The sequence below is a fragment of the Haemophilus sp. CCUG 60358 genome (assembly GCF_001679485.1).
Lineage (GTDB): Bacteria > Pseudomonadota > Gammaproteobacteria > Enterobacterales > Pasteurellaceae > Haemophilus_D.
In genome coordinates this window covers 170,383-183,842 of the sequence record NZ_LZOZ01000014.1, presented here as the reverse complement: position 1 = coordinate 183,842, position 13,460 = coordinate 170,383, and the positions used below count along the sequence as shown (strand labels likewise).

General features: G+C 40.0%; 16 protein-coding genes and 3 tRNA genes. All 19 read right to left on the bottom strand.

Going from position 1 to position 13,460, the window contains the following annotated elements; genetic code table 11:
- Positions 1-34: 34 nt before the first annotated feature.
- Positions 35-1,891: a Fe-S protein assembly chaperone HscA gene (hscA, locus tag A9500_RS05860; protein WP_065244231.1), complete on the bottom strand. Its 1,857-nt coding sequence runs from the start codon at positions 1,889-1,891 to the stop codon at positions 35-37.
- Between the two features lie 40 nt (positions 1,892-1,931).
- The gene (locus A9500_RS05855) at positions 1,932-2,618 is read right to left on the bottom strand and encodes a DUF2625 domain-containing protein (RefSeq protein ID WP_065244230.1); all 687 of its coding nucleotides are present in this window, start codon (positions 2,616-2,618) and stop codon (positions 1,932-1,934) included.
- 74 nt (positions 2,619-2,692) lie between these two features.
- A complete protein-coding gene (hscB, locus tag A9500_RS05850; RefSeq protein ID WP_065244229.1) occupies positions 2,693-3,214 on the bottom strand; it encodes a Fe-S protein assembly co-chaperone HscB in 522 nt (173 codons plus the stop codon).
- 9 nt (positions 3,215-3,223) lie between these two features.
- The gene (gene iscA / locus A9500_RS05845) at positions 3,224-3,547 is read right to left on the bottom strand and encodes an iron-sulfur cluster assembly protein IscA (protein ID WP_032822628.1); all 324 of its coding nucleotides are present in this window, start codon (positions 3,545-3,547) and stop codon (positions 3,224-3,226) included.
- 50 nt (positions 3,548-3,597) lie between these two features.
- Positions 3,598-3,981: a Fe-S cluster assembly scaffold IscU gene (iscU, locus tag A9500_RS05840; RefSeq protein ID WP_005696665.1), complete on the bottom strand. Its 384-nt coding sequence runs from the start codon at positions 3,979-3,981 to the stop codon at positions 3,598-3,600.
- A gap of 54 nt (positions 3,982-4,035) precedes the next feature.
- Positions 4,036-5,250 (bottom strand): IscS subfamily cysteine desulfurase, encoded by a 1,215-nt coding sequence (locus tag A9500_RS05835; protein WP_049366738.1) that lies wholly within the window; start codon positions 5,248-5,250, stop codon positions 4,036-4,038.
- 62 nt (positions 5,251-5,312) lie between these two features.
- Positions 5,313-5,768 (bottom strand): Fe-S cluster assembly transcriptional regulator IscR, encoded by a 456-nt coding sequence (gene iscR, locus A9500_RS05830; protein WP_065244228.1) that lies wholly within the window; start codon positions 5,766-5,768, stop codon positions 5,313-5,315.
- A gap of 59 nt (positions 5,769-5,827) precedes the next feature.
- Complete coding sequence (trmJ, locus tag A9500_RS05825) at positions 5,828-6,547, bottom strand: tRNA (cytosine(32)/uridine(32)-2'-O)-methyltransferase TrmJ (protein WP_083180347.1); 720 nt, start codon at positions 6,545-6,547, stop codon at positions 5,828-5,830.
- Positions 6,548-6,669: 122 nt separating this feature from the next.
- Positions 6,670-6,745, bottom strand: a tRNA-Lys gene (locus A9500_RS05820).
- 29 nt (positions 6,746-6,774) lie between these two features.
- A tRNA-Lys gene (locus A9500_RS05815) sits at positions 6,775-6,850 on the bottom strand.
- Positions 6,851-6,875: 25 nt separating this feature from the next.
- Positions 6,876-6,951, bottom strand: a tRNA-Lys gene (locus tag A9500_RS05810).
- Between the two features lie 175 nt (positions 6,952-7,126).
- A complete protein-coding gene (gene pal, locus A9500_RS05805) occupies positions 7,127-7,594 on the bottom strand; it encodes a peptidoglycan-associated lipoprotein Pal (RefSeq protein ID WP_065244227.1) in 468 nt (155 codons plus the stop codon).
- A 23-nt stretch (positions 7,595-7,617) separates the two neighbouring features.
- Complete coding sequence (tolB, locus tag A9500_RS05800; RefSeq protein WP_005696671.1) at positions 7,618-8,901, bottom strand: Tol-Pal system beta propeller repeat protein TolB; 1,284 nt, start codon at positions 8,899-8,901, stop codon at positions 7,618-7,620.
- A 41-nt stretch (positions 8,902-8,942) separates the two neighbouring features.
- On the bottom strand, positions 8,943-10,196 hold the full coding sequence (gene tolA / locus A9500_RS05795; protein WP_065244226.1) for a cell envelope integrity protein TolA: 1,254 nt from the start codon (positions 10,194-10,196) through the stop codon (positions 8,943-8,945).
- 18 nt (positions 10,197-10,214) lie between these two features.
- Positions 10,215-10,634, bottom strand: a complete 420-nt coding sequence (gene tolR / locus A9500_RS05790) for a colicin uptake protein TolR (RefSeq protein WP_014064913.1) — start codon at positions 10,632-10,634, stop codon at positions 10,215-10,217.
- Positions 10,635-10,712: 78 nt separating this feature from the next.
- Positions 10,713-11,399: a protein TolQ gene (gene tolQ, locus A9500_RS05785; RefSeq protein ID WP_065244225.1), complete on the bottom strand. Its 687-nt coding sequence runs from the start codon at positions 11,397-11,399 to the stop codon at positions 10,713-10,715.
- Positions 11,400-11,419: 20 nt separating this feature from the next.
- The gene (gene ybgC, locus A9500_RS05780; RefSeq protein ID WP_179854559.1) at positions 11,420-11,848 is read right to left on the bottom strand and encodes a tol-pal system-associated acyl-CoA thioesterase; all 429 of its coding nucleotides are present in this window, start codon (positions 11,846-11,848) and stop codon (positions 11,420-11,422) included.
- Positions 11,849-11,919: 71 nt separating this feature from the next.
- On the bottom strand, positions 11,920-12,207 hold the full coding sequence (gene ybgE, locus A9500_RS05775; protein ID WP_065244224.1) for a cyd operon protein YbgE: 288 nt from the start codon (positions 12,205-12,207) through the stop codon (positions 11,920-11,922).
- Positions 12,208-12,319: 112 nt separating this feature from the next.
- Positions 12,320-13,459: a cytochrome d ubiquinol oxidase subunit II gene (gene cydB / locus A9500_RS05770; RefSeq protein WP_065244223.1), complete on the bottom strand. Its 1,140-nt coding sequence runs from the start codon at positions 13,457-13,459 to the stop codon at positions 12,320-12,322.
- Between the last annotated feature and the right edge of the window lies 1 nt (position 13,460).

Here is a 13,460-nt window from a genome sequence, read left to right as displayed (position 1 = left end):
CAATATAAAAAACTCGTTAATTTATAACCGCACTTTATTGCTCAATGTCAGATACAAATTTACCTGTCAGCGCTTGATTAATGGATTTATTCATTCGTCTTGCCGCAAATTCTTGAGTCGCGACATCAAGGGCTTTGATTCCTTGAACGATAGCATGACGATCTGCGCCTTCTTTTACATCCATTAGTTGTCTCAATGCATTTTCAATTTGGTGGAATTCGGCTTCGGTTAATAAGTCAGCCCCATCTTGTTGTAATGCTACAATCACGCTTTCAATCACACGATCAGCCTCAACGCGCTGCTCAGCTAATTCACGGGCTTGCATATCATCTTGTGCATTATCAAAAGAAGCTTTAATCATTGCCGTTACTTCTTCATCTGTTAAGCCATAAGAAGGCTTAATTTGAATCGATGCTTGGACTTTTGTGGATTTTTCCATGGCGGTTACACTTAATAAGCCATCTGCATCCACTTGATAAGTTACACGAATATGTGCCGCACCTGCTACCATTGGCGGAATGCCTCGCAATGTAAAACGACCTAAAGAACGGCAATCACCCACCAGCTCACGTTCACCTTGTACCACATGTACCGTCATCGCAGTTTGACCATCTTTAAAGGTGGTAAATTCTTGCGCGCGAGCCACTGGAATCGTGGTGTTACGTGGAATAATTTTCTCCACTAAACCGCCCATGGTTTCAATACCTAAAGAAAGCGGCACCACATCGAGTAACAACATATCACTGTCATTCTTGTTGCCCACTAAAATATCCGCTTGAATTGCTGCACCTAAGGCCACGACTTTATCTGGGTCAATCGAGGTTAATGGGGTTTTACCGAAGAATTCGCCCACTTGCTCACGTACGTAAGGCACGCGAGTTGAGCCTCCAACCATAACCACTTCTTGCACGTCTTCAGCTTCAACATGCGCATCTTTCAATGCACGACGACAGGTTAATAACGAACGTTTTACTAATGAGTGGATTAATTCATTAAATTGCTCACGACTTAACTCACCTTCAAATCCACGCCAAGAAATGACCGCACTTTGCTCACTCGTTAAAGCAATTTTAGTCTGAGTCGCTAAGCTTAAAAGCTCACGCTGCTCATTTACATTTTGTGGTTGAATACCCGCTTGTTCAACAATCCAATCTGCAATTAAATGGTCAAAATCATCACCACCTAAAGCGGTATCCCCACCTGTTGCTAAAACTTCAAATACGCCTTTAGATAAGCGTAAAATTGAGATATCAAAGGTACCGCCACCTAAGTCATAAACAGCGATGACGCCCTCTTTTCCGCTATCTAAGCCATAAGCGACTGCTGCTGCAGTGGGTTCATTTAATAAACGTAATACATTCAACCCTGCAAGACGTGCTGCATCCTTCGTACTTTGGCGTTGAGCATCATCAAAATACGCGGGAACAGTAATCACCACGCCAGAAAGCTCTCCTGCAAAGCGCTGTTCTGCAATATGATTTAAACGAGATAAAATATCCGCAGAGACTTCAATTGGGCTTTTTTTGCCTTGATGCGTGACCAATAATGGTAACCCATTTTCACTTGCCACAAACTCATAGGGCAAGTTTGTATAACGAGATTGCACATCGGCAAGACTACGACCAATCAAACGTTTAACCGAAATAATCGTATTCTTAGGATCAATTGCAGCTTTTGCAAATGCTTCAGTACCCACAAGTTTTTCATTTTCACCATAATACACAACTGAAGGCACAAGGCTTCTGTCTTGTTCATCATTCAAAATGGTGGCTTGACCGCTACGTACAGCGGCAACTAAAGAGTTTGTTGTACCTAAATCAATCCCTACTGCAAGACGATGTTGATGGGGTGCAGCCGTTTGTCCTGGCTCTGCAATTTGGAGTAATGCCATATCTCTTTTTATCTCTAATAATTAATTCGTTAAGGGCTCATTATGCGACAGAATAAGCTTGTGCAAATTTATCTTGTTCGGTGAAACTTGCGTTGTAATGGGTTTCAATGTTGACTTCGCGTCGTTCACGCTGATTAATATCAGTCGTCTTATCTTCTGAAAGCTCTGGTGTAAAAACAATCATGTGATTACCATCGAGTTGTTTTACATCTTCTTGCCAATTTTGCCAAAACAGATTTTGGTAAAATGCTTCAATGTCACCATTTAATGCCCAAGCTAAGAAATCCGTATAGGTAAAATTTAAATCATGCCAAGTTAAGTCTTTTGGTGAAAAATAGTAAATCTTGCCAAGATTATCCCCTAAAGAACCACCATTTAAGGCAAAATAACCGCCAATGACATCATCTGCAACGAGCAAATATTTTGGTTTATCACCTGATTGATTAAAGGATTTGCTGAAATTCCAGTCCATTAATCCACGTGGTAATTTAAAACTGCCTGACCCCAATATACGCAACCAACCATGATGGATTAAAATGCCACCAGTTTCATAAATGACCGCGCCCATTGGAGAAGAAGTGGGCATTTGCATGGTGAAAAGTTCACGTTCTGCACTGGATTGATCTTTTTTAATTACTTCACAATGATTACGAGCACGCTCAATCCATTGAGAAATTGCTCCCCACGCAGATTTTGAGGCATCAGTCAGTTGTTCTAAAGTTTGCATAATCGGATTTCATTAGTATGAGGGCAGCTGCCCATTTATCAATAGCGAAAAGGGCGTATTAAACGCCCTCAAGATTATAATTCAAATAGACGTTCTTCTACTTGGCTAATTTCATCCGCCAATTTTTTTAGAAAACGTAATTTATCGCAGAACTGTTCAGCAGGTGACCATTGTTGCTCATTAAGCTGTGCTTCAAGTGCGGTCAACATTTCTTTTGTTTCTTTTTTGACTCGTTTTGCAAAAGATTCTAGTGCATTTTCATCCTGGCTTTGCTCAATATTTTCTAGCTCTTCTCGCCATTCTAATTGCTGCATTAAAAATGTGACATCTTGCGTACTTTTTTGCTCTAAATCCTGTGTTTTACCTGTATTTAACGAAATAATCGCTTCTGCGCGTAAAATCGGGTCTTTCAAGGTTTTTAATGCATCATTAACTTCTGTGGATTTTTGCATTGCAATGCGTTGTTCTTGCGCATCTGCCGTAACAAAATTATCTGGATGCAAACTCTTTTGAAGTACTAAATAGCGTTCAGACAAAAGCGCTTGATCAACATTGAAAGCAACGGGCAAATCAAAAATAGCAAAAGGATTTGTCATCTTTATTCCTTAAACATGGAAACTTTCACCACATCCACATGATTCTTTCACATTTGGATTGTTATATTTAAAGCCTTCGTTCAAGCCTTCTTTGACATAATCTAGCTCGATGCCATCTAAATAAACCAAGCTTTTTGGATCAACTACCACTTTCACGCCATGCTGCTCAAAAACAAGATCGTCATCATTGAGCACATCAACGAATTCAAGCACATAGCCTAAACCCGAACAACCTGATGTTTTCACACCTAAGCGTAAACCGATGCCTTTTCCACGATTTTCAAGAAAAGTACGAACTCGTTGTGCCGCTTTTTCAGTGAGTGTTATAGACATATTCTGATCCTTAAATTGATAAAGTGCGGTCATTTTCAACCGCACTTTGATTACTTACCTTGTTTATTTTTGTAGTCAGCAATAGCGGCTTTAATTGCGTCTTCTGCTAAGATTGAACAGTGTACTTTTACTGGCGGTAATTCAAGTTCTTCCGCAATTTGGCTGTTTTTAATTGCACCCGCTTCATCTAAAGATTTGCCTTTTACCCATTCGGTAATTAAAGAGCTAGAAGCGATCGCAGAACCACAACCATAAGTTTTGAATTTTGCATCTTCAATAATGCCACTATCATTTACTTTAATTTGTAACTGCATAACATCACCGCAAGCTGGCGCACCCACCATTCCGGTTCCCACAGAATTATCTTTTTTGTCCATTGAACCAACATTGCGTGGATTTTCGTAATGATCGATAACTTTTTCGCTGTATGCCATATTATTTTCCTTTCCTAAATAAGTTGCTATCAGGCGGTCAAGCCGCCTTGAAAATTAGTGGGCTGCCCACTCAATAGTGTTTAAATCAATGCCTTCTTTGAACATATCCCAAAGTGGCGATAATTCACGAAGTTTCGCTACTGCACCATGCATTAAATTAATGGTGTAATCAATTTCTTCTTCAGTGGTCCAACGACCAAGCGTGAAACGAATTGAGCTATGTGCTAATTCATCATTACGACCTAATGCACGTAATACATAAGATGGCTCTAAACTTGCAGACGTACACGCGGAACCAGAAGATACTGCGATATCACGTAATGCCATCATTAACGACTCACCTTCAACATAGTTAAAGCTGATGTTTAAATTATTTGCTACGCGGTGTTCCATTGATCCATTTACATAGGTTTCTTCAATGTCTTTAAGACCATTGTATAAACGATCACGCAATGCTCGGATACGTGGCATTTCAGTATCCATTTCTTCTTTTGCAATACGATAAGCTTCACCCATACCAACGATTTGGTGTACCGGTAATGTTCCTGAACGCATACCACGCTCGTGACCACCACCATGGATAATCGCTTCTAAACGAACACGCGGTTTACGACAAACATATAATGCGCCAATCCCTTTTGGTCCGTATAATTTGTGGCTAGACATTGACATTAAATCAACCTGTAATTCCGCGAGATTGATTTCGACTTTACCGACACTTTGTGTTGCATCTACGTGGAAAATGGTTTTATTTGCACGGCAAAGCTCACCAATTGCTTTAATATCTTGAATCACGCCAATCTCATTATTCACATGCATAATTGACACAACAATTGTGTCTGGACGCAATGCCGCTTTAAATTTCTCAAGATCGATTAAACCATCTTCTTCAGGATCTAAATAAGTGACTTCAAAGCCTTCACGCTCTAACTGACGGCAAGTATCCAATACGGCTTTGTGTTCAGTTTTGCAAGTAATAATGTGCTTACCTTTTGTTTGATAAAAGTGCGCTGCACCTTTAATTGCAAGGTTATCTGCTTCTGTTGCGCCAGAAGTAAACACGATCTCACGTGAGTCTGCGCCAATCAAATCCGCAATTTGATTACGTGCAATATCAACAGCTTCTTCAGCTTGCCAGCCAAATTTATGTGAACGAGATGCTGGATTACCGAATACACCATCAATGGTTAAATATTCCATCATTTTTTTAGCCACACGTTCATCCACTGGACATGTTGCTGCATAATCTAAATAAATTGGTAATTTCATTTTCACTCCTAAAAACTACAAAAAATGCTATCAATTTGACCGCACTTTAATCTACTTTCCTATTACTGGTTAACAACAATCAACTCATCAAAATCTTTATGAACTTTGTGCTTCCCTGATTTTTTCTCTACCAACTCAGCTAATGTAATCTCATCTAAAAAATCAGAAATTCGATCACTTAAATCTTGCCATAAAGAATGAGTTAAACATTCAACGCCACCTTTGCAATTTCCTTTGCCAAGACATCTTGTGACATTAATGTTCTCATTAACGGCAGAGATCACCATACCGATAGAAATTTGATCCGCTGGCAATGCTAAACGATAACCACCACCTGGACCGCGAACACTTTTTACTAATCCACCTCGGCGCAATTTTGCGAATAATTGCTCAAGATACGAAAGTGAAATACTTTGGCGTTCTGAAATATCTGCCAAACAAACTGGAGCTGTTCCAGCATGTAATGCGATATCTAGAATTGCGGTAACCGCATATCGACCTTTAGATGTAAGCTTCATAAAGCATCCCTATTAATCATCATTTAGATAGTTTACATATCTGACTATGATAGTCAATTTTACTCTTTTTGCAGATCAAGGCGTTTTTCAACCGCACTTAACATTCCACGCAAAATATTTAATTCATTTTTTTCCAAAGAAGAACGGTTATAAAGCCGTCTTAATTTTTGCATAACCCCTTGATTTTGAATAAAACCAAGAGTCTTATAAATTTGTTCCATGTGAGCAAAAAAATATTCCATTTCTTGTGCTGTTGGATAGATATCTTCTATCGTTGAAAGTGTACTTTCCGTTTTATTTTTTGTTAAAAATGCCATTCGCATTTCATAACTTACCAACTGTACTGCCATCGCTAAATTGAGCGAAGAATATTCGGGATTGGCAGGGATATTTAAATGATAATGACATTTAAGTAATTCTTCATTTGTGAGCCCAACACGCTCACGACCGAACACGATCGCTACTTGCCCTTGATGTGCACTGGCTTTCTCTGCACACTCTCTTGGCTCAATCAGCGTACTCTGTAAATGACGTAATCTTGCACTCGTACCAATCACTAATGAGCAATCTTCTATTGCTTGTTCAAAAGTATCAGCAATGTGGGCATTACGCACGATATCATCAGCGCCTGCTGCTAATGCAATAGATTGCTCATCCACTGATTTTGGTGAGACCAAATAAAGATTGGATAATCCCATTGTTTTCATCGCACGCGCCGCTGAACCGATGTTCCCGCTATGTGATGTTTCAACCAAAACAATTCGAATATTTTGTAACATTTTATGCCCGACTTAACTTTGTGGATATTCTACCATAATAACCGCTAAATATAGTCAAGAATTTTGAAAATATTTTAATTTTTTGTAAATTTTTTAACAAACAGGAGAAATAAGATGTTGACTGGTGGGCTGTGAGAGGCTCGAACTCTCGACCAACGGATTAAGAGTCCGCTGCTCTACCAACTGAGCTAACAACCCAACCGGTTAAATAATGATCTTTAAATAGATGGTGGGTCGTGAAGGATTCGAACCTTCGACCAACGGATTAAAAGTCCGCTGCTCTACCGACTGAGCTAACGACCCATTTGGGAATTCTTCGAAATAAAAGTGGTGGGTCGTGAAGGATTCGAACCTTCGACCAACGGATTAAAAGTCCGCTGCTCTACCGACTGAGCTAACGACCCACATCATTTCGTAACAGGTGCGTATATTACCGATTTTATTTTCTGACGCAAGAAAAATCTGAAGAAATTGTGTTAATTGCGTGAATACTCGTCAATTTCTGACAAGATCTTAGAACAAATAAAAAAGGAGAGTATTTCTACTCTCCCTTTTTCTAAGAATCAAAATTCTCTAAAATTAGTATGCTAACACTGCACGACGGTTTTTAGAGTATGCTGCTTCATCGTGACCTAACACTGCAGGTTTTTCTTCACCGTAAGAAACAGTTGATACTTTACCAGCGTCAACACCTTTACCAGCTAAGAAACCTTTAACTGCATCAGCACGACGTTGACCTAAAGCGATGTTGTACTCTGGAGTACCACGTTCGTCAGTGTTACCTTCAACAATAACTTTAGAAGCTGGAGTTGCATTTAAGTATGCAGCGTGAGCATCTAAGATTTGAACGTATTCACCTTCGATGTTGAATTTGTCGAAACCGAAGTAAACGGTGTTGTAACGTTGTTGAAGATCTTCAACAGAGTAACCACCGAAAGTTTGACCGTTGTTAGCACCGTTGCCTGCTGCATCGTTGTTTGATGAGCTACATGCTGCTAATGCAGCTACTGAACCAGCAACTAATAATGATTTAACAAATTTGTTCATTAGATTTCTCCTCAATGAGTTTTTTATTTAGTCAAGTATGGAGACCAAGCTGGAAATTTCACTTGGCCATTACTTCCTGGAAGACTCGCTTTAAAGCGACCATCTGCAGAAACTAATTGTAACACCTTTCCTAGCCCTTGTGTAGAGCTGTAAATGATCATGATACCATTAGGAGAAATACTTGGGCTTTCACCTAAGAAAGATGTACTTAATACTTCAGAACTACCGCTGGTGAGATCTTGTTTAACCACGTTGTTATTACCGTTGATCATCACAAGTGTTTTACCATCACTACTGATTTGCGCACTACCGCGACCACCAACTGGTGACGCACCACCACCGCTTGCGCTCATGCGATAAACTTGTGGTGAACCACTTCTATCTGAAGTAAAGAGAATTGAGCTACCATCTGGGGACCATGATGGTTCTGTATTATTGCCCGCACCACGAGTTAATTGAGTCGGTGTACCACCATTTGAGCCCATTACATAGATGTTTAATAAACCATCTTGTGAAGAAGCAAAGGCAAGTTTAGAACCGTCTGGAGAGAATGCTGGCGCACCGTTATGTCCTGGGAAAGAGGCGACCACTTTACGAGAACCTGAACCTAAGTCTTGTACAACAAGTTGAGATTTTTTGTTCTCAAAAGATACGTAAGCTAAACGTTTACCGTCTGGAGACCATGCTGGAGACATAATTGGTTGTGAGCTACGATTTACGATGAATTGATTGTAACCATCATAATCTGCTACACGAACTTCATAAGGTTGTGAGCCACCATTTTTTTGCACCACATAAGCGATACGAGTTCTGAAAGCACCACGAATACCGGTTAATTTTTCAAATACTTCATCACTCACAGTATGTGCACCATAGCGTAACCATTTATTTGTCACTGTATAGCTATTTTGTGCAAGCACCGCACCAGGTGTACCTGATGCACCTACCGTATCAACCAATTGGTAAGAAATGTTATAACCGCTACCAGTTGATGTCACTTGACCTACTACAACAGCATCAATACCTAAAGCAGTCCAAGCTTCCGGTTTCACTTCTGCTGCAGTCGTTGGTTGTTGTGGCATTTGGCTTACTGGAATTGGGTTAAATTTACCACTATTACGTAAGTCATCTGCAACAATTTGACCAATATTTTCAGGTGCAGAACCTGCGAAAGGAACAACTGCGATAGGACGAGCGCCATCAACACCTTCATCAATCACAATTCGAACTTCATCTTCAGCCATTGCTGTGCTTGCAAATGCAAACATCACCACAAATAGCCCCATAACACGTTTGATCAATTTCATTTAATCACCTTATTTTAACGTTGTTACTTTCTTAAAACCGATTATCGAGCATTGATATCAAAATCGATAGTCGGCGCTTTATATTTATCATAAATAGCATCAGATGGTGCTGCTGGAACTTTTTTCGTTCTAGCTACCGCACTTAATGCTGCAGTACAAATATCATCAGGTCCAGAAACGCGTTGGTAGCCTAAAATAGTACCATCTCGACCGAGCTGGATTTTAATACTACAAACTTTACCGGCAAAGCTTGGGTCTTTTAAGAAACGGCGTTGAATTTCACGTTTAATGACACCAGCATATTGGTCACCAACTTTACCACCATCTCCAGCACCAAGTCCTGCACCACTACCTTGTGTACCACCTTTATTTGCATTACCACCTTTAGATGCACTACCACCACCGACATCACCGCCGCTCATGAAATCATCTAAAGCTGCTTGATCTGCTTTACGTTTTGCTGCGTCAGCTTTTGCCTTCGCATCAGCCTTCGCTTTCGCTTCTGCATCCGCTTTAGCTTTTGCTTCAGCCTTCGCTTTCGCCTCTGCATCGGCTTTCGCTTTTGCATCGGCTTCAGCTTTTGCCTTAGCCTTGGCATCCGCCTCAGCTTTCGCTTTAGCATCTGCTTCTGCCTTGGCCTTCGCTTTTGCTTCAGCATCGGCTTTCGCTTTTGCCTCAGCCTTCGCTTTTGCATCAGCTTCAGCTTTTTCTTTTGCTTTTTGAGCTTCAGCTTGTGCTTTAGCTTTTGCTTCTTCCTCAGCCTGTTTAGCAGCTGCTGCTAAACGTTTCGCTTCCGCATCAGCTTTTAACTTCGCTGCTTCAGCGGCTTGTTTTGCTTTCGCTTCTTCAGCTTGTTTCTGCTTTTCTAACGCCTCTTGACGAGCAAGCTCTTGTTGCTGTTTTTGCTTTTGCTTTTCAATTTCTTGCTGCTTTTGTTTTTCAAGTTCTTTTTGACGTTGAATTTCCTGCTGACGCTTAATCTCTTCTTGTTTCGCAATTTCTTGCTGATTTGGTTCAGGTTCAGGCTCTGGTTTTTTCTCTTCAACTACAGGCTCAGGTTTCTTCTGTTTATCAGTTTGACCTTTTTTCTGCTGTTGAATACGTCCCCATTCCTGTGCTGCGCTGCCAGTATCGACCATCACAGCTCCCATGGCATCACCTTCACCTTCTCCACCACCCATTATTTCAACGGTTTGATAAAGAGAGCTCCAAATCAACAAACCAAACAATGCAAGGTGCATCGCAATAGAGATGACAAACTCATTTGCACGTTTTTTTCGTCGATTATTCTGCACGGTTTTACCTACTTATTCTTAAATTGGGTTGGTCATTAAACCCACAGACTTAATGCCGGCAAGATGTAGTAAATTCAGTGCTTTAATCACTTCTTCATAAGGTACATCTTTTGCTCCGCCCACTAAGAACATTGTGTTATTGTCTTTATCAAATTCTTGTTTTGATAATTGGGTTACCATTTCTTCGTTAAGGCCTTCTTGGCGTTGACCACCAATCGAAATCGAATACTGCCCAATACCTGCTACTTCTAAAATAACCGGTGTTTTATCTTCATTTGATACATTTTGACTTTGCACCGAATCAGGGAGTTCCACTTGAACGCTCTGACTGATAATCGGCGCGGTTGCCATAAAAATTAACACTAAAACTAAAAGAACATCGAGAAATGGCACGATGTTAATTTCAGATTTAATGTCTTTACGCTGACGACGAGCCATAATTTCCTCTAAAACTTCGCTAAAATCCACCGCACTTTTCGTTTTATTTATTAAGTGCGGTCAATTTTTCATTTATTTTTAATGGGGCGCTTTACCAAAAGCTTGACGATGTAAAATTGTGGTGAATTCATCAATGAAGTTACCATAATTTTGTTCAATCGCATTTACACGTAAGCTTAAACGGTTATACGCCATTACAGCTGGAATCGCCGCAAACAAACCGATTGCGGTTGCGATCAAGGCTTCTGCGATACCTGGAGCAACCATTTGTAATGTTGCTTGTTTCGCACCACTTAATGCCATAAATGCGTGCATGATCCCCCAAACGGTACCAAATAAACCAATATATGGACTTACAGAAGCCACTGTTGCTAAGAAAGGTACTCGACTTTCAAGTGCTTCTACTTCACGATTCATCGCAAGGTTCATCGCACGAGTCGTACCTTTGATGATTGCTTCTGGTGCATTCACATTCACTTGTTTTAAGCGAGAGAATTCTTTAAAGCCGACAAAGAAAATTTGTTCGCTACCTGTTAATACTTCACGACGATTAGATAAACCATCATAAAGTTTATTTAAATCTTCACCAGACCAGAAACGATCTTCAAAAGTGTTCGCTTCTTTTAACGCGCTCGTCAAAATACGGCTACGTTGAATGATGATTGCCCAAGAAATAATTGAGAACGAAATTAAGATCACAATTACAAGTTGAACAACGATACTCGCTTTTAGAAAAAGATCTAAAAAGTTCAATTCTGCAGTCATTGCATACTCCGAAAAGTTATTTACTTTAAAAATGCCGCTTTTAATTCTTCAGGAATTGCGACAGGTTTCATTTTGCCTAGATCAACACAGGCTACCTTAACAGTAGCCTTTGATAACACCATCGTCTCACGAACTAACCGCTGTTCAAAGAGGATTGTCGCCCCTTTCACTGCCATTATTTCAGTTTCGACAATAAGATAATCATCCAATTTTGCCGGAATACAATAGTCAATAGACATGGTTTTGACCACAAAAGCAACTTGTTGTTCCTGCAATAATGATTGTTGGGAAAAATTAAGCGTTCTTAAATATTCTGTTCTCGCGCGTTCAAAGAAATGTAAGTAACGTGCGTGATACACTACTCCGCCTGCATCCGTGTCCTCATAATAAATACGAACCGGAAAGGTAAAACATTGGTTATTCAAAATAATGCTCAAATTATCAGCCATAACAAGCCGCTTATTTTAGAACCTGTTCATAAGATGTGCAAGATCCAAATAATAATATTTGTCTATCATTCTTATAATAACCAATGCTGAACAATGGCGATTATTGTGGTGAAATAACCAATAAATGGCAAGAAAACAAGCTGCCATATTGCCCGACGAATATCAAATCCAATGCCGTGGATCCATAAATTAATCAATCCCCAAAAGATTGCGAGAATCCAAGCAGGATGAGCAGTTCGAAGTGCGGTCGAAAATTGACTTAAATTTAAAAAGAAAGCCGCAGTTAAAAATAACGATAAAATAAACGAAAGGGTTCGCAAGGAACCCTTATTACTTAATTGATAGAGTGAATTAATCATCATTACTCGTCAAATTTACCTGACTTTTCTTTACCAATGGTTAATTTAGCACTCACCATAACTGCAGCCAACACACCCACTACCCAAATTGCATATAACATATTGTTTCTCCTTAGTATAATGAGTTTTTGTTGTCTTCAACAAAGCTTTCATCCAAGCGACCAAACATTTTGTAGTATGACCAAATGGTGTAAAGCAATGAGATGGTAACAAATACTAGTGCCAAGTAGAACATTAAGGTTAATGTTAATTCACTTGACGTTGCATCCCACATTAACAAGCTTTGTTCTGGATGAGTACTTGAAGGCATTACAAATGGGAACATTGATACTGCCGCAGTGATAATTACACCAGCCATGGTTAATACAGAGAAGAAGAACGCGAAACCACAACGATTTGCTTTAGATGCAACCACATTCAATAATGCACCAACTACTGCTAATGCTGGGAATGCCCATAAAGCTGGATTTTCATTGAAGTTTTTAAACCATGCACCTGCTTCAACTGCCACTTGTTTACCTGAAGCTGGGGCTGATGCAGCAAAGTGATCCACTGCGCTAGTCACAACATAACCATCTTTGAAAGAAAGCCACACACCTGCAAGTACAAAAGTAATTAATGTCACTAATGCACCGATTTGTGTAATTGCTCTTGCACGATCACGCAATGCTGCAGTGGTTTTCATTTGTAACCAGTTCGCACCGTGAGTCACTAGCATTGCAAGGCTTAACACACCGCAAAGTAATGCGAATGGATTTAATAATGCAAAGAAAGAACCTGTGTAAGTAGCTTGTGAAAGCTCATTTAATTCGAATGGTACACCTTGTAATAAATTACCAAATGCTACACCGAATACTAATGCAGGTACAAAACCACCCGCAAACAAGCCCCAATCCCACACAGCACGCCATGTTGGATTATCAATTTTCGCACGATATTCAAAACCAATTGGACGGAAAAATAACGCGGCTAACACGAGGAATAAGGCAATATAGAAGCCTGAAAACGCCACAGAGTAAACAATCGGCCATGCCGCAAAGATTGCACCACCAGCGGTTAATAACCAAACTTGGTTACCATCCCAGTGTGGAGCAATAGAGTTAATCATAATTCGTTTTTCTACTTCTTTCTTACCTGCTACTGGTAAAAGTGCGGTCACGCCCATATCGAATCCATCTGTTACAGCGAAACCGATAAGTAATACAATAACTAGCACCCACCAAATAATACGTAGAATTTCATAATCAAGCATA

Coding starts and splice junctions, on each gene's coding strand:
- tolR (WP_014064913.1), bottom strand. CDS start 10,634: ATGGCTCGTCGTCAGCGTAAAGACATTAAATCTGAAATTAACATCGTG.
- iscA (WP_032822628.1), bottom strand. CDS start 3,547: ATGTCTATAACACTCACTGAAAAAGCGGCACAACGAGTTCGTACTTTT.
- tolQ (WP_065244225.1), bottom strand. CDS start 11,399: ATGACTGCAGAATTGAACTTTTTAGATCTTTTTCTAAAAGCGAGTATC.
- tolB (WP_005696671.1), bottom strand. CDS start 8,901: ATGAAATTGATCAAACGTGTTATGGGGCTATTTGTGGTGATGTTTGCA.
- trmJ (WP_083180347.1), bottom strand. CDS start 6,547: ATGTTACAAAATATTCGAATTGTTTTGGTTGAAACATCACATAGCGGG.
- pal (WP_065244227.1), bottom strand. CDS start 7,594: ATGAACAAATTTGTTAAATCATTATTAGTTGCTGGTTCAGTAGCTGCA.
- ybgE (WP_065244224.1), bottom strand. CDS start 12,207: ATGATTAATTCACTCTATCAATTAAGTAATAAGGGTTCCTTGCGAACC.
- hscA (WP_065244231.1), bottom strand. CDS start 1,891: ATGGCATTACTCCAAATTGCAGAGCCAGGACAAACGGCTGCACCCCAT.
- A9500_RS05855 (WP_065244230.1), bottom strand. CDS start 2,618: ATGCAAACTTTAGAACAACTGACTGATGCCTCAAAATCTGCGTGGGGA.
- cydB (WP_065244223.1), bottom strand. CDS start 13,459: ATGCTTGATTATGAAATTCTACGTATTATTTGGTGGGTGCTAGTTATT.
- hscB (WP_065244229.1), bottom strand. CDS start 3,214: ATGACAAATCCTTTTGCTATTTTTGATTTGCCCGTTGCTTTCAATGTT.
- iscR (WP_065244228.1), bottom strand. CDS start 5,768: ATGAAGCTTACATCTAAAGGTCGATATGCGGTTACCGCAATTCTAGAT.
- A9500_RS05835 (WP_049366738.1), bottom strand. CDS start 5,250: ATGAAATTACCAATTTATTTAGATTATGCAGCAACATGTCCAGTGGAT.
- iscU (WP_005696665.1), bottom strand. CDS start 3,981: ATGGCATACAGCGAAAAAGTTATCGATCATTACGAAAATCCACGCAAT.
- ybgC (WP_179854559.1), bottom strand. CDS start 11,848: ATGGCTGATAATTTGAGCATTATTTTGAATAACCAATGTTTTACCTTT.